General features: G+C 44.1%; 14 protein-coding genes. 4 read left to right on the top strand and 10 right to left on the bottom strand.

What is annotated here, in order from left to right; genetic code table 11:
* Positions 1 to 384 precede the first annotated feature (384 nt).
* The 7 genes from K5Q73_RS05855 to K5Q73_RS05885 form a co-directional block, all read right to left on the bottom strand.
* On the bottom strand, positions 385 to 522 hold the full coding sequence (locus tag K5Q73_RS05855) for a class IIb bacteriocin, lactobin A/cerein 7B family (protein ID WP_220762407.1): 138 nt from the start codon (positions 520 to 522) through the stop codon (positions 385 to 387).
* 403 nt (positions 523 to 925) lie between these two features.
* Positions 926 to 3094, bottom strand: a complete 2169-nt coding sequence (locus K5Q73_RS05860; RefSeq protein WP_220762405.1) for a peptidase domain-containing ABC transporter — start codon at positions 3092 to 3094, stop codon at positions 926 to 928.
* The gene (locus tag K5Q73_RS05865) at positions 3094 to 4341 is read right to left on the bottom strand and encodes an HlyD family efflux transporter periplasmic adaptor subunit (protein ID WP_220762403.1); all 1248 of its coding nucleotides are present in this window, start codon (positions 4339 to 4341) and stop codon (positions 3094 to 3096) included. The genes K5Q73_RS05860 and K5Q73_RS05865 overlap by 1 nt, the downstream gene beginning before the upstream one ends.
* A 347-nt stretch (positions 4342 to 4688) precedes the next feature.
* Positions 4689 to 5843 (bottom strand): M20 aminoacylase family protein, encoded by a 1155-nt coding sequence (locus K5Q73_RS05870; RefSeq protein ID WP_220762401.1) that lies wholly within the window; start codon positions 5841 to 5843, stop codon positions 4689 to 4691.
* An 82-nt stretch (positions 5844 to 5925) separates the two neighbouring features.
* Positions 5926 to 6912 carry a DMT family transporter gene (locus K5Q73_RS05875; RefSeq protein ID WP_220762399.1) on the bottom strand — a complete coding sequence of 329 codons (987 nt, stop codon included), beginning with the start codon at positions 6910 to 6912 and terminating at the stop codon, positions 5926 to 5928.
* Between the two features lie 39 nt (positions 6913 to 6951).
* Positions 6952 to 7779, bottom strand: a complete 828-nt coding sequence (locus K5Q73_RS05880; protein WP_259650775.1) for an aspartate/glutamate racemase family protein — start codon at positions 7777 to 7779, stop codon at positions 6952 to 6954.
* 16 nt (positions 7780 to 7795) lie between these two features.
* The gene (locus tag K5Q73_RS05885; protein ID WP_220762392.1) at positions 7796 to 8962 is read right to left on the bottom strand and encodes a Xaa-Pro peptidase family protein; all 1167 of its coding nucleotides are present in this window, start codon (positions 8960 to 8962) and stop codon (positions 7796 to 7798) included.
* 340 nt (positions 8963 to 9302) lie between these two features.
* On the opposite strand from K5Q73_RS05885, the gene K5Q73_RS05890 reads away from it, so the two are divergent.
* The 4 genes from K5Q73_RS05890 to K5Q73_RS05905 all read left to right on the top strand — a co-directional run bounded on the left by K5Q73_RS05890 (position 9303) and on the right by K5Q73_RS05905 (position 13001).
* Positions 9303 to 9983: a transcriptional regulator gene (locus tag K5Q73_RS05890; protein ID WP_220762390.1), complete on the top strand. Its 681-nt coding sequence runs from the start codon at positions 9303 to 9305 to the stop codon at positions 9981 to 9983.
* Between the two features lie 19 nt (positions 9984 to 10002).
* Positions 10003 to 10386, top strand: a complete 384-nt coding sequence (locus K5Q73_RS05895) for a RidA family protein (RefSeq protein WP_012157267.1) — start codon at positions 10003 to 10005, stop codon at positions 10384 to 10386.
* A gap of 109 nt (positions 10387 to 10495) precedes the next feature.
* Entirely contained in the window at positions 10496 to 11674 is a 1179-nt protein-coding gene (locus K5Q73_RS05900) for a diaminopropionate ammonia-lyase (RefSeq protein WP_220762388.1), read from the top strand.
* 358 nt (positions 11675 to 12032) lie between these two features.
* A complete protein-coding gene (locus K5Q73_RS05905; protein WP_220762386.1) occupies positions 12033 to 13001 on the top strand; it encodes a YeiH family protein in 969 nt (322 codons plus the stop codon).
* A 414-nt stretch (positions 13002 to 13415) separates the two neighbouring features.
* Here the strand turns inward: K5Q73_RS05905 and K5Q73_RS05910 are convergent, their stop codons facing one another.
* From K5Q73_RS05910 to K5Q73_RS05920, 3 genes are all read right to left on the bottom strand, one after another.
* Positions 13416 to 14129: a DJ-1/PfpI family protein gene (locus tag K5Q73_RS05910; protein WP_220762385.1), complete on the bottom strand. Its 714-nt coding sequence runs from the start codon at positions 14127 to 14129 to the stop codon at positions 13416 to 13418.
* Between the two features lie 357 nt (positions 14130 to 14486).
* The gene (locus tag K5Q73_RS05915) at positions 14487 to 15671 is read right to left on the bottom strand and encodes an HD-GYP domain-containing protein (RefSeq protein ID WP_220762384.1); all 1185 of its coding nucleotides are present in this window, start codon (positions 15669 to 15671) and stop codon (positions 14487 to 14489) included.
* A gap of 247 nt (positions 15672 to 15918) precedes the next feature.
* The gene (locus K5Q73_RS05920) at positions 15919 to 16137 is read right to left on the bottom strand and encodes a hypothetical protein (RefSeq protein ID WP_220762381.1); all 219 of its coding nucleotides are present in this window, start codon (positions 16135 to 16137) and stop codon (positions 15919 to 15921) included.
* Positions 16138 to 16175: the final 38 nt, after the last annotated feature.

Raw genomic sequence — 16175 nt, forward strand, 5'->3', positions numbered from 1 at the left:
TCATAATGGTCTTCAATTTGAAGTGTAAAAAAATAATCAAGAAGCCAAATTATCAATAGAGAAAGCAGGGCAGTGATAATTCCCACTGTTACCGATAAAGTATAAACATCTTTTTTCATATTAAAATAAAGCATAATATTACAAGCAAAGCCAATAAAACAGGCGGGCAAATCCTCTCTTTTAATGACGCGAATTCATAAGCAGGAAACTTTATCCCCGCCAGCGAAAAAATGCTCCTACCAATCTCATAAGACAATATAAAAAACGATTGAATCACTTGATAAAAAAGCATTACAAAAAGTAAAATAACTTCAAGGATAACTGCTCTCCTTATAAATGTTCCCTCATCGGAGGAAGGAACATTTATTCAAAAATATTGTTCTACTAACTTAGTTTTTTAGCTAAACGATATGTACCATAAATAGCCGCCGCTTGCCCTGCAAGGTGAATACCCGCTGCAACAATAAATGGCAATCCGCCACCCTTCACCAGCTTGATTTCTGCTTTTGATAATTCTTTCATAAATCCCCCCTTACCTATAGTTTATTAGACGTACGGTGATTACCGTCATTATATTCCCATGTACCATCTGAAGATAACAGCGCTGATGCCGCCGCAAGCGCAATACGGATTAAGCCAACTCGCCCCCCCCATTAACCTGCTCAATCTCACTCAATGTTAGCTCTTCCATTTCAAACTCTTTATTAATTAGACTTTGCATAATATCTTCCTTAATTTAAACTGTTTAACGTTATGTTTGCCTAAGAGCTTAATGACTCGATAAGAGTTACTAAGCCTTAAGCGACTGACCAAGGGCGCGGTTTCCCGCTAAAGTTGCCTCGTCCTTGCTTTTAACCGATACAATATTTCGCTCTTTTTGAGCCAAATACCCCATCGTTTAAAATTCTTTTCCCCTTTAGATGTGCTATTGCGCACCTTGCGCTAATTGCTGCATTTCTTCGGGCGTATACACCTTCCCCTGGTGCATCTCGACGATTCGCTGTGCTTGCTTTATGGTTTCTGGTCGGTGCGCAATGATGACTCGGGTCATATTAAGCTGTTTAATTTGCTCGCTGATTTTGGCTTCATTGTCGATATCCAGATGGCTAGTCGCCTCATCCATAAACAGCAAGCTTGGTTGCTGATACAAAGCTCTAGCGAGTAATAGCCGCTGCACTTGCCCACCAGAAAATTGACTGCCCATGTCCCCCACTAGCGTGTTATAACCCATGGTCATCTTACTAATGTCGTGCTCTATTGCAGCTAATTGTGCACATTGCTGCATACGCAAATAATTCGGCTCTGGGTCAAAGAAGGTTAAGTTGTCGGCGATAGAGCCGGATAAGAGCGTGTCATCTTGCATCACCGCAGCTATTTGCTGACGGTACTGAGTTAAACCGATTTGAGTGATGTCTTGACCATCGAGTAAGATGCGCCCTTTGGTGGGGGTTAATAGCCCTAACATCAATTTCACTAAGGTGGTTTTACCGCAGCCCGATTCGCCCACAATGGCAACCGACTCGTTAGCATTGATGGTTAACGACACATTGTTAACCACATCTGGTTCGTTATCTGCATAACGGTAACTCACTCCCTCGAGCGTTAGCTTACCGGCCACGTTATTGAGTTGCAGCTTGCTATCACGATTCGCTTCTTGCTCATGCAAGGCTATATCTGAAATGCGGTCAAGGTGTAGGCGCAGCATTCGGAACAAGATAAGCTGTTCAATCAAGCTGGCAAAACGTTCTGTTAATTGGTTTTTGTAAGCGATAAAGGCCAAAACCATACCAATGGTCAAGCCACCACTCATCACAATGGTTGCTGCTAGGTAAACAACGATAATGTTCTCAATACCAAATAGCAGTTTATTGGCGGCATCAAAGCTAATATTGAGCTTGCCTAGGCGAATATCTGCGTTTATCACTTCGCTATAGAGGTTTTGCCACACACTTTGTCTTTGTGGCTCGCAGGTGAATAGCTTGATGGTTTGTATACCGCGAATATTCTCTAAAAAGTTAGTCTGCTCTTTAGCACTGGCTTGAATCGACTCTTCCGTGGCGCGGTGTAATGGTCGATACAGTGCCAGTCGCAATATCGCGTATATGGCAATAGCAGCAACTACGACTAACGTTAGTTTTACACTATAAACTAACATCATGATTAGCACGGCAATTGACATAACACCATCAACCACTGTTTCCACGAGGCCTGTTGTTAGGCGTTCACGCACCTGAGCTAACGAGCCAAAGCGTGATACTAAATCACCAATGTGGCGCTTCTCGAAATAGCTCATTGGTAGTTTTAACAGGTGCTGCAATAAGTTCACACCCATTTGCATATTGAGTAAGCTTGAGACTCTCAGTACTAACCAGCTGCGAACACCTGTCGTTACCACATTGATTATGGCTAATAAGCCAAAGCCGATGGCGAGCACCACTAAAAGGGGTTTATCGTGGCTAATCAATACTTCATCGACCACCCACTGCATGTAGTAAGGCGTGACTAGGGCGAAAACTTGCAGCAAAATCGATAACACAAATAGGGTGACTAAGGTTTTAGTTAACCCGGTCATTTTGCTCCACAGCTGCGATAATCGCATCTGCTGACGCTCATCTTGCTGCTGAAAGCCTTTTGTTGGCGTAAGTTCTAGCGCAATACCAGTAAAATGCTCGGTGAACTCTTTTAGAGTTAACTTTCTTTTACCTAAAGCAGGGTCATTTATTGTAACGCTAGATTTTGTAACACCGGTGAGCACCACAAAATGATTCATATCCCAGTGCAGCACGCAAGGCAAAGACAGTTTACCGACCTCTTCTATTGGGCATTTAAGCGCTCGACTAGCTAGCCCCATACTGTCACTGAGCGTAATAAGCTGCTGTAAGTTCATGCCCTTCAAATCTGCGGTAAAGCGCTTTCTTAACGCCGCCATATCTAGCTTGTGACCATGAAAGCTAGCAATCATTGCCACACAAGCAAGGCCGCACTCAGCCATTTCGGCCTGCAAAATGAGTGGCACACGCTTTTTACCCGAAAACTCTAGCAGCTCAATAGGATCCGATGGAGGATTGATGCTATCTGTAGACTTAGCCACCATTAGCCAACCCTCCCTTGCAAGCTATAGATTGGATCAAGTAACCAATCCAACAAACTACGTCTATCAAGCACAATATCAGCTTCGAGTAACATGCCGCTTTTTAAAGGGAAGCTATCGCCATAAGCCAACATGTCTTGCTTAGATAGCTGGGTTCGAATGCGGTATACTGGTTCAGATAGCGCAACGGGCACTTTAGCCTCACCATCAAGCAGTAGCGCTTTATCGATGCGAGAAACACGGCTTTCTAAAAACCCAAAACGTTGATAGGGAAAAGCATCAAAACGTAGCCTTGCTTCATCGCCTGTTTTAACAAAACCTGCGCTACGGGTCGGAAGCAGCAGCTCAGCGACCAACTGTGCTCCTTGAGGGATAAGGCTCATTAATGGGCGATTTGTAGCAATAAACTCGCCCTCGACAACTTGAATAGAAGCAACGGTTCCGGCTTCAGCGGCACGGATAACAAAGCGGTAGCTGTTTTCTGTTTCATCTATTTGGCGCTTAAGCTCCGAGCGACGTCTTTCAATATCACCGTCTTTAAGCGAAAATTGACTCGGTAATATATCTAATTCAGACAGTGCGTCATTAAGCTGGCTTTGTATTTGTACTTGGTTAGACTTAAGGTTTTCTATCTCTTGTCTTACTGTGATTAACTTTTGTTGCTGAGATTGGTAATCTAGTGTCGATAAATAACCATCATCAAACAGCTTTTGATGCTGGGCCTGTTGCTTAAGTTGCAACGCCAACTTTTCAGTTAATAAAGTCTCTAATTTTACAGACACATTTAATGCTTTCTTATTATCAGTAATAGCGTTTTTTAGACGTTGGGTCTCTTTTGCCAATAAAGATTGGTTAACTCTTTGCTCGGTCGTTAATAAAGTCAGCTGTAGCTTAAGTTCATCTATTAACGACTCACTCAGTTCTTCACCTGAAAGCATGCTGCGACTTAATACAATTGTTGCTAATGGCGAGCCTTTTTTAATTATGTCACCTTCAGACACATGTAAGACATCGATATTGCCACTGCGATTAGCATAAGTTTTAATTAAGCCTTTATCAGGCACCAAATAACCACGAACGGTTTCTTTACGGGCGTAATGAGAAAAAGACAGGAAAAAGATAATGGCTATAATAATACAAAGCAAAATAGTAGCAGACACATAGATACTTATTGGCTGAGCCAACGACACATCTCCATGTAACTTTTGTTTTTGCGCCTCGACGGCCTGCTGACGAAATAACCCTGACATATCACTTCCATGTAATTAAACTATTCAAAAGTTGCTTTTGAAACACACTGAAACAACTCACAACAATTTCGCAACACTCTATCTTAAAAAACATGTTCTGCAATACTTCTAATAATGAAAAAATTTCATATTTACTAATTTAGCCAGCAACAATAATTCGAATTCAGCCATAGCATACCTAAGAGTTAACTTACTCTCTCATAGTTAGTTAGCTATTATTCCTAGAATAAAATTAATCCCCTTGGCGCAAAAACCAAGCAACAAAAAAGGCTATGAACCTAAGCTCATAGCCTTCTATATCGACCTCGTTTGAGGCAAAACTCAAACTCAGTTAACTCATGTGCTAATTACTTAGCCAAACACTGTTCAACAAGCGTCTGCCAGTATCTCAGACCAGATACCAAGATATTGTCGTTAAAGTCGTAAGTTGGCTTGTGTAACGCCACGCTACCACAACCACAGCCAGCACCGTTACCCACTAGGATATAACAACCTGGTGCTTCACGTAGCATGAACGAGAAGTCTTCACTGATAGTGAACGGCTGACAGCTGCCGTTAACTTTATCTTCGCCAACCACTGTTTCAGCAGCGCGAACAGCATATGCTGTTTCAGCTGGGGTGTTGATAGTTGATAAGAAGCTGTTGTTAAACTTGTAAGTGTAATCAACGCCTGCAGACATACACTGACCTGCTACAACACGCTCAAGGGCTTTTTCAATCTTGTTTAACGCGATATCAGTAAAGCTACGAGTATCACCTGTGATAGTCACTTTAGTTGGGATAACGTTAACTGTACCGTTTGTAGCGAACTCAGTTACCGAAATAACTGCTGTTTCGTCAATCGCGCTTAGGTTACGCGATACGATAGTTTGAATTGCAGTGACGATTTGCGCGCCAACCACGATTGGGTCGGTACCCATGTGTGGCATTGCCGCGTGGCCGCCAGTAGCCAGTACTTCGATTTCGAAGCTACTTTCGCTTGCCATTACTGAGTGTGGGCGAGTCACAAAGTGACCAGCTTCAATACCCGGTAGGTTATGCATCGCGTACACGCCGTCGATTTTCCAGCGAGTGAATAGGCCGTCAGCGATCATCGCTTTAGCGCCAGTGCCACGCTCTTCATCTGGTTGGAAGATGAAGTAAACCGTACCATCAAAGTTTTTAGTTTGTGCAAGCTCGTGAGCAGCAGCCAGTAGCATTGCCGTGTGACCGTCGTGACCACAAGCGTGCATTGCGCCTTCGTTTACTGATGCGTAATCGAAAGTGTTTTCTTCATGAATATGTAGGGCGTCCATGTCAGCACGTAGACCAATTGAACGGTCGCTATCGCCACACTTTAAAATACCTACAACGCCAGTGCCGCCGATGCCAGTGTGCACTTCAATGCCAAACTCTTCTAGTTTAGCTGCTACAAATGCTGCAGTCTCGTGCTCTTGGGTACCAAACTCTGGGTGCTGGTGAATGTGATGACGCCACTCAATAACTTTCTGTTCGATATTCATATGCTTTTCTCTTTATAACAACAAACCGGTGACTAGGTCACCGGTGATAAAAATTAATTTAATTTGCTAACTGAATACTCAGTTACTGGCTGCGACATGGCTTAGGTGCAACTGGCAGCTCAGCTTCAACTTCTTCCGCTTTTGCCTTGTTCTTGTTACCCAACTTCATGAAGGCAATCATCGAAGTAATTACCACTGCGATAGCAATCAAGCGCATTGGTGTTACCTGCTCACCTAGAGCAAATACCGCTAGGATGAATGAAGATAGTGGCATTAGGTTTAGCGCCATACCGGTACCGTCAACACCTACACGCTCCATACCATAGATGTAAACTAGGTAGCTCATACCAGAGATACACACACCTAAGATAACGATACAAAGAATACGTAGTGGCGAGCTGAATACGTTCAATGCAGAGCTAAAGTCAGCGCCTACAACTAGCAGGTACAAACCAAAACCTAGTGCAGCGAATACAAACTGGTGGAACATAGTCGCAACTGAACCGTACTTGTCAGCTAGTTTGGCACGAGCGTAAGCCATGGTTGCAAAGCTTGCTGCTGAGCCGAAACAGATTAGGTGACCAATGTTGAAGCCTTGTGTTTCAGACTGTGGGTCCATCACTAGAATCGCCACACCTAGGAAAGCACCTAGTGCACACATGATTTGCATTACAGTGAAACGCTCACCGTGACGTAGGAAACCAACACTCAAGATTAGGATTGGGATCAAACCTTGGATCACGCCGTTTTCAGAGGCAGTAATATAATCCAAAGACAGGAATGATAGGAAGCTGAAAGAACCTTGACCAATGATACCGCAACATGCAGCCCAGAAGATGTCCTTACGGTTTTCCCAGTTAAGTTTGAAATCGGCTTTCTTAGTCATCTTGCCAGTTGCAAGACCGATGTTGAAAATCAAACCTAGTGTAATAAATGCAACAGTGTAACGTAACCAAACAAGTACTTGAGGATCCATCACCTCAAGAATTGGTGTACCAACAATCCACGGAATACCCCAAAGTAGACCTACGAAAATTGCAGCCATCCAACCTTTTTGTGTATTAGTCATTATTATTCTTCCAACAATTTTGTATCGGTAGTCAACAGCTTAAGCTGTTTGATTATTAAGTAATTTGCCGTAACCTGGGCATTGAGCCACGTTGCCGGTTAGGTGCATTGCATGCCAGAACATTGCAGAGTTGCTGCATACCACTGGGATGCCGAATTTGGCTTCGATCTCTTCGATATAATCGAGTACACGTAAGTTAGTGCATGACATAAATACTAATTCTGCATCAGAATCTTTTAGCATCTGCTCAAGTGCTTCGAACATAGATTCTTTAGCTACTAGGGTGATGTCGGTATCACGTTCGATACCAAGTGAACCTAGTGTTACTACGTCAAAATCTGCATCAGTTAACTGCTGGTACAGTGGGTAGTTAACGCTAGTTGGGTATGGAGAGAACACGGCAATTTTCTTTGCATTCAAGTGTTTGAATGATGCTTTAGCCGCTGTCCATGGGTTGGTAGCAGGAATATCACCACGGTTTTGAGTCAGTAGGCCCGCTACTTTCTCTTCGCCGATAATGATTGAAGCTGATGTGCAGCCAAATGCCATTACATCCATTGGCAAACCAGTAGCAATCAAGTCAGATGCTTCAACGATTCCGCTAGCGATTTTATCAAGTGCTTCAGGAGTCATTTCGCTTGAGTAGTACACGCGAGAACTAAACACGCCAGCTTGAGTGCCGAGTAACTTAGCCCAATCCATTTCTAGACTGTGGTCTGTGCTTAATTGCACTAGACCGATATGTACGCGGTTAATTCTTGGTGCCTGCTTATGCTCAAGCGGCTGTTCAAACGAGGTAAAGGCTTCAAAACTCATCATAATGAGATGCTCTTCAGTAATGATGTCCCCAGCTCCTTTTGGAGACATCAATGGCTATATTAAGTTATTTGATAATCAATAGTTCTGGTTCAGCGCGCTTGCTTAACCACTCTGCACCGTTCTCGGTGATCACGATGTTTTCTTCGTGAACCATAGACTTGCCTGGTGCGTAAACCATGCCTGGCTCTAGAGTCATTACCATGCCTGGCACTAATACTGTGTTGTCTGTTGCCGTGTTTGATGGACGCTCAGTTAGCTCGATACCTAGACCGTGACCTAGACGACCTACGTCGTTACCTAGTGCACCGTTAGCTTCTAGTACTTTCCACATTGCGTTGTAGATGTCTGAAGTGGTGTTACCTGGGCGTGCAGCTTCAAAGCCCATAGTGGTTGCTTCGTAAGTTGCGCGGTAAGCGGCTTTGGTTTGCTCACTTGCGTGGCCAAATGCCCAGTTACGGTCAAAATCTGAGAAGTAACCGTCACGTACTGCACCGGTGTCGATGATTAGTACGTCGCCATCTTCGATCACGCGGTCAGTTGGACCCATGATGATGCTGTCGTAACCGTCTTGGCCTGAACCTGCGATGATGTATGGACATTCATCAGCGCCTTCCATCAGCATGTCGATACCGAACTGCTTACAGATTTCACGCTCAGTCATACCGGCTTTTGCGTAACCAGGGATCTTGTCGAAGCCCACGTTAGTGATACGACAGATTTCGCGAACCTTGTCGATTTCAGCAACTGACTTAACTTGGCGTAGCTCGTGGATAGCTAGAGATACGTCAACGAATTCTTTGCTTACTAAAGTAGTTAACTGTAGGTAGTTAGCGACTGGCATACGTAGGTGAGACTCAATACCTAGCGTTGCACCAACACGGCCAAAGCGTGCAGGTAAGCTGTTAAGTACGCTAGCTACGATGCTGATACCGTCGTCATCTGGACGTGGTGAAGCCCAAGTGTGGATATCTTCAACCCAAGTGCCTGCCATGCCGCTTGCGCCGATTTCAGGGATAACTGCAATTGGCTTACCTTCTGCAGGAAGGATTAGGAACCATGGACGAGTCGGGCTGTGCCAGAACTGGGTGTGGAAGCCTGAAAAGTAACGTACGTTAGGCTCGGTAGTTAACAAAATCGCGTCTACTTCTAGCTCACGCATTTTTTGCTGTGCTTTAGTTGCACGCATTTCAAATTCAGCTGTTGTAAATCCACGCTGTAATATGCTTTTCATTTTTATCTCCACATCCACACAACTGGCCTATTTGCCAAAAGGTCACTAAAGTGACCGGAAATCTGTTTTAGTCAACTATCGTTAACTTGGTGCGCATCATACTGTTTGCTGAATTTAAAAATGTGACGAATATCTCATAGTCAAAATCTGTTAACTCAGGATCTGCTGTTAAACAAAAAAATCATGACCAAAGTCAAATATTTTAAACCATAGTTAAATTTAACTTGCTTAAAACCGCAAAAAAACGTCCCATAGTTACATAAAGTTGATTCAATGCTTGTATTGATAAGCTAAAAAGTTGACAATAACGGCATCTATAGTTCACAAAAGTAATCTAAAAATGATTAAAGCGGCAGAACAGGCATATAAAACGGAATTTACACCTAGAGATCGTCAGCTACTGCAAGGCTATTTCCATTTAGCCGAAAGCATGGCCGATCTAATAGGTCCTCACTGTGAAGTCGTGATCCATTCTTTAGAAAGCTTTGAACAGTCAGTGGTAAAGATTGTGAATGGCCACCATACCGGCCGTGAAGTGGGCTCGCCAATTACCGACTTAGGCTTAAAGATGCTGCGCCAGTACGAACAAACTGGTGAGCTAACGCCTAAGAGTTATTTCAGTAATAACAAAGGTGGCGAGATGTTGAAGTCGAGCACCTGCATATTACAGGGCGAGAAAGGCAAACCAATTGGCATGTTTTGCGTCAACATGAATTTGTCATACCCGTTCCCAGAGATCATCAAAACCCTGATGCCAGATACAACCCAGCATCACAGTTTTGATATGACTGAAAACTTCAGCGCATCGGCTGGAGATGTGGTTGAACAAGCGTTAAACCACGCGGTAACTGAGGTTGAAGCAGACTCTAGCGTTAACCTAAAAGGCCGCAACAAAGCTATTACTAAGGTGTTGTTTGATAACGGCATCTTTGAATTGAAAGAAGCAACTAACATAGTTGCTAACCATTTAAGCATTACCAAGCATGCGGTGTACAAGTACATCCGTGAATTTAAATCCTAATTATCGAGATAACAACGCTATGAAAACTGTAATCCATACTGAAAATGCTCCAGCTGCAATTGGTCCATACTCTCAAGCTCTTGCTTTCGACAAGTTAGTATTCACCTCTGGTCAGCTACCGCTTGATCCAGTGACTATGGCTTTCGTTGAAGGCGGCGTTAAAGAGCAAGCTTACCAATCTCTAAAGAACCTTAAAGCTGTTCTAGAGCAAGCTGGCGCAGGTACTGACACTGTACTTAAAACAACTTGTTTCCTAGCTAACATGGAAGACTTCGCAGTATTTAACGAAGTGTACACTGAAGTATTCGGTACTGAAGCGGCTCCTGCTCGCTCATGTGTACAAGCTGCTCGTCTTCCAAAAGACGCACTAGTAGAAGTGGAAGCGATCGCTTTCATCAAATAACTTAAATTTGGCCATTAACGGCTAATTTAAGTCAGTCTGACTGTCCATTTTTCCATAATGGGTTTAATGGACAGCAGCCCTTCTTGTTCAAAAATTTATAGTGGTTACCATGCTAAAGCTGACTCAAAATGATTTCTTTAACGGCGAGACTTCTGAACTTTTTACAGCTCAAGTCGCTGAACAAACTCGTCAATTCCACCAGCAGATCGAAGCTTACCAGCCAACACCGCTGGTCTCTTTAGAGCAGCTTGCGGCGCGCCTAGGCGTTAAAGCGATTCTGGTTAAAGACGAATCTTACCGTTTCGGTCTAAATGCTTTTAAAGTATTAGGCGGTTCTTACGCATTAGGTAAGCAACTTGCTGAGCACTTAAATGTAGATATCAGTGAAATTGATATGAAAACTGTTGCCGCTAAGCTAAGCGCGCCATTAGTTTTCGCTACTGCAACTGCTGGTAACCATGGTACTGGTGTAGCTTGGGCTGCACGTGAAATGGGTCAAAAGGCTGTTGTTTACATGCCAAAGGGTTCATCTCAAGCAAGCGTAACTCGCATTAAAAATCTAGGTGCTGAGTGTATCGTTACTGATTGTAACTACGACGACACTGTACGTATTGCTAACCAAACCGCTTCTGAAAACGGTTGGATGCTAGTACAAGATACCGCTTGGGAAGGTTACGACAAGATCCCAACTTGGATCTCGCAAGGCTATATGACTATGGCTGTTGAAGCGCAAGAGCAAGTTGAAGCTATGGGTCTTAAGCCGACTCACCTAATGCTACAAGCTGGTGTTGGCGCAATGGCTGGCGGCCTGTTAGGTTACTTTGCTGACAAAGTTGGCGCAGCTAACTTCAAGACTATTATTGCTGAGCCTGCAAAAGCGGATTGTATCTACAATTCAGGTATTAAAGGCGAAATGGTTGCCGTTACTGGCGAGCTAAACTCTATCATGGCCGGTCTTGCATGTGGCGAGCCTAACCCAGTAACTTGGCCTATCCTAAAGCAGTGCAGCAGCTTCTTCGCATCAGTTGAAGACGAAGTGACTGCGACTGGTATGCGCGTACTAGGTAACCCACTAGCTGGCGATACTAAAGTCGTTAGCGGCGAGTCAGGTGCACTAACTCTAGGCCTACTTTACATGCTAGCTAGCCGTGAAGAGTACAGCGAATACCGCACCCAGCTTGGTCTAGACCAAGACGCGGTTATCATGCTATTCAGCACTGAAGGCGACACCAATCCAGACCGTTACCGTCAAATCGTTTGGGAAGGCATGCACAGCACTGCTAAATAAGTCTTAGACTTAATACCCTAGAAAGCCACTTACATAGTGGCTTTTTTGTTTTTAAAACAAAGGACGGACTACGTCCTAGATTCTAGGGCGCTCGCAAGCTCGCTTCTAGGACGGTGCTACGCACCAGCGAGGACGCCAACAAGTTGGCTACTAGGAAAAGCATAACAGCACATCAAAAGCTGCCCCACGGAACTTCTTAGCTTTACCTAGGACCTCGTACCTAGGATCTATCTTTTCCTAGCACCTATCCTCACCCTTCAATTCTATTGACGCTAACTGTCAGCACTATTTAATTTATTAAAATAAAGGCTAACGCTATACTTCAAGGCTGACCCGCAATTTTCTGCAGCCTTATTTGATGACCGCTAAAATCCAGAATCAAAACCACAATCAGCACCAACCTAGGAATAAAATCCATTTAGCAGCCTTTATTGTTGCAGCACTTATCTGCCTGCTGCCTATGGTGTCATCACCTGTGGCGCTTATTTTAGGATTTACCCTAGCCAGCATTGGCTGGGCACCAGATCAAGTACACCTTGGAGCACTGACTAAGAAGCTGTTAGCCTACTCGATTGTGGGTTTAGGTTTTGGTATTCAATTAGATGCTGCCGTTAGTATCAGCTTGCAAAACCTGCCGCTTATTCTGGGCTCAATTGTACTGACTCTGATCTTAGGCTTTGCCCTAACCCGAATGCTCAAGTTAGATCATAAAACCGGACACCTGATTGCCTCGGGCACCGCAATTTGTGGCGGTAGCGCTATTGCCGCGGTGTCACCTGCGATTAAAGCTAACAGCGAACAAACTGCCATTGCATTGGCCACAGTATTTATTCTTAACTCAATTGCACTGTTTGTGTTCCCGGCCATCGGCCATGCGCTATCTATGAGCCAACATGACTTTGGCGTGTGGAGCGCAATTGCAATTCACGACACTTCATCAGTCGTCGGCGCGGCTTCAGCCTACGGCAGCGAATCACTGACAACAGCAACCACCATTAAGCTTGCACGCGCGCTGTGGATTATCCCTATCGCACTGATCAGCGCCATGCTGTTCAAAGGCGATAAGAATAAGATGGCTATCCCCTACTTTATCGGCTTTTATTGCTTAGCGATTGCCATTGCCCATTGGGTACCTCAGGGGCAAGTGGTATATGAAGCGGTGTTTGAAGTATCCAAACGCTTATTGGTGGTGTGTCTATTCTTGATTGGTGCGGGGATCACCATCCAAAAAATGAAATCGACTGGGCGAAAGCCGCTGATTTTAGGTGTACTGCTGTGGGTAGCGATAGCCAGTAGCTCACTGGCTTATATTCTGTTGCTGAACTAGCTGAAGTGATTATTAGTAGCGTACTTAGTTCTAATTGCTACCAGCATTCAGAAAATGAAAGCCACTAACTATCAGGACTCTCATTTCGCGATATAGCCTATATAAAAACAGCGCCTATGAGCGCTGTTTTTTGTCATTGTTTCGCCAAAATAGTAAACCAAGCAAGCAGCTAAAAGCGCCTAAGTCGATTAAGGCGCGAGTGAGCCCGCTCGTTAGCAAAGAGGCTGTAATTAACACCACACAACACAATAATATTAGCCAGTTATTCAATGTAATCTCCCCTTTTTGGCAAGCTGAATGTATGACTATTATTGTGACTAACTCATTGACTCGCCAAGAACCTTTATTACTAATAAATAGCAATATCAGCTAAGGCTAGATGATTTACTTATAAAGCTGTTAATTCAGTATCAGTTAGCTTACTGCGTAAGGATCGTTATTCGGGTCATCATTCCACTGATATTCGGTTAGGGTTTGAATACGTTTGGCTTCAGCCTCACCATGCAGATGTTTGACCCAAAACAGCGCTGCATCTGTTCCGGCTGAAACCCCCGATGAGGTTAAGAACTTACCATCAAATACCCAGCGCGCTTTAGGCTGCCATTTCGGGTTAGCGTTCAGCGATGTCACCCACTCATAGGCCATTTTATTGGTAGTGGCTTTACGGTTATTAAGCACTGATGTCATCGCCAATAATGCCGTACCGGTGCAAATAGTAAATACACTCTGACTACGGTTAACCTGTTCAACTAGCCATTGCCTTAATTGCAGATCATTAATCAGGCTACGTGTGCCTAAACCACCAGGGATAAGCAATAGATCGCAGTCATAAGTGTCCGTTGTTAGACAGTCCGCCACCACTCTTGGCCCCTGATAACTTTTGATAATCTCCTTTGCGCCCACCAGCTTAATCTCGGTATTGGGCATATGGCCTAACATCTCAACTGGGCCATGTAGATCTAAGGTTTCATAGTCATCAAATACCAGTGCCAGTATGCGGTATTTTCCTGCGCTGAATGGTGTTTCAGCGGCTAATGACTGCGAGCTTGTTTTAGCCTGCACTGCTGGCGTGATAGCACTGGCGGCCAGCATCACTGATGCTCCCTTTATAAACTGTCTACGTTGCATTTTATCCCCATCAATCTCAAGTTCTTGTGCTGACTTAGTCTGCACTAAAACGGATTAATTCAATGATAATTAACCTAAAACCCCTTCCGTTCATCAAAAATAGAGCCAGCTCAAGCTTTGGGGATAAATGAGAGAAATATTCCTCTAAATATAGAGCGCTCTCAAGTTCGCTTCTAGAACGCTACTGCGTACCTACGAGGACGCCAACAAGTTGGCTGCTAGGAAAAGCATAAAGCCAGCCCAGCAGAATGTCTTTGCTTTACCGTCTTTGCTTTATCTCGAATATAGCGATACAAAAAAGCGCCGAGTGAGACTCAGCGCTGTATTGTGATGATAGGCAATCGTGATAGAGAAGGCTTAGTAGAAAGGCGTAGGATCGATCTCTAGACTGCTTGGAGAAATGCCTTTTTCTATATTCAATGAAGATCTGAGCAGATCGACAATCTCCACCTTGGTATAGCATTTATGTTTTAGCGAATAGAAACACTTCACCTTAGGGTGTAGCACGTCTCGTCCTTTCGATTCCCACACAATACCGATGCGGCCATCAGACAGTTGAACTAATGAGCCTGCCGGATAGACACCGATACAGCGGATAAACTCGTAAACCAGCTGTTGATCTAAGTGGTGAGGGGTCAGGCTTAATAAGATTTTAAAGGCGGCCGCAGGGCTCATGGCCTCTTTATAGCAACGTGTGGCGGTTAAGGCATCAAAGATATCGACGATACAACTCATGCGACCATGAATAGGGATTTCATCACCCTTGAGACCGAGAGGGTAGCCGTTGCCATCAAGTTTCTCGTGGTGCATTAGGCTAATGTCTTTACTGATTTGAGACAGGCCTTTAGTCTGCCCCATAATCTCAACCGCATAAGTTTGGTGCAACTTAACGTGTTCAAACTCTTCTGCAGTTAGCTTACTTGGCTTATTTAAAATCTCGCTGTCGACCTTAATCTTACCTATGTCATGTAAAATGCCGCCAATCGCCATTTGACGCAGCATGTCAGCATCAAACTTAAGGTAACGGCCAAAGGTGATAAGTAAGAACGCCACATTGATTGAGTGTTCTAATAGATAGGCATCTTTGGAACGTAGGGCTGAAACACATTTTAGTGCATCGGCATCGAGCATGACAGACTCAATCATGTTGTCGGCTAACGCCTCGAAGGGCTCAACCTCTACAGCCTTACCCTCGAACGTTTCAGACAGTACTTTTTGGATGAGATCTTTTGCCTCAACCATTAGCTCTTTAGCTTGTTTCTGAGTCGTTGCTCGCTCAACATTCACTTTTCTTGCCACGGGCTTAGGCGTCGATACGACTTTAGCTAAACCCAGTTCCGGCAGTGAGCGTTCGCCATTAACCCACACATGAGTGACATGACTCTTATGCAGTTTTAATATGGCTTCGGCGCTGCGAATTTGTCCCGCATTTGCGATGTTAACTAGACTCTTATTTTTGTCGATGGCCTCAACAAACATACCAATCTTCAGCTTGGAGACTGGTATTCTTATTAAGCTGCTTGATTCAATTGAATCACCCATTATCTCTTAGGTCCCCGGATAACTTAGCCTAAATGACAGTAGCAACCAAGCCACTGTCTCACTCACAGAGTTATGATGTTGTGACTCTGTGTCAACAAAGTCCATCTTATTATTTCCTGTAGGAAGTCGGCTATTCTATTCTTTGGGCTGTTAAATCACCATAGACAAAGTTAATTAATATTCGCTAATGCACAACAAATGCGCCGCAAAAGCCAATAAATAACACAATTAATTAACCCCAATGGCACTATGCTTTGCCGCGGGCTTGGTAACACTGAAAGCTAGCAGGCTGCCAACGACGGTACATACAGTTATAACAAGAGCGCTGGACATTATCTGTATGTTCGTCTTCATCATCGCTACAAAACTGCTGACAACTTGCTGCAGCCTCACGTGCGGCCAAGTAATCTTCTACGCCAAAATTAAATTGCCATAGGTCATCGACCTGAGTAAACCACTGTTGCATATTCACTCCTTTATCCGCCTTAAATAGGTAAAAGCTGT

It is taken from the genome of Shewanella sp. MBTL60-112-B2, assembly GCF_019655055.1.
In the GTDB taxonomy this organism is placed as follows: domain Bacteria; phylum Pseudomonadota; class Gammaproteobacteria; order Enterobacterales; family Shewanellaceae; genus Shewanella.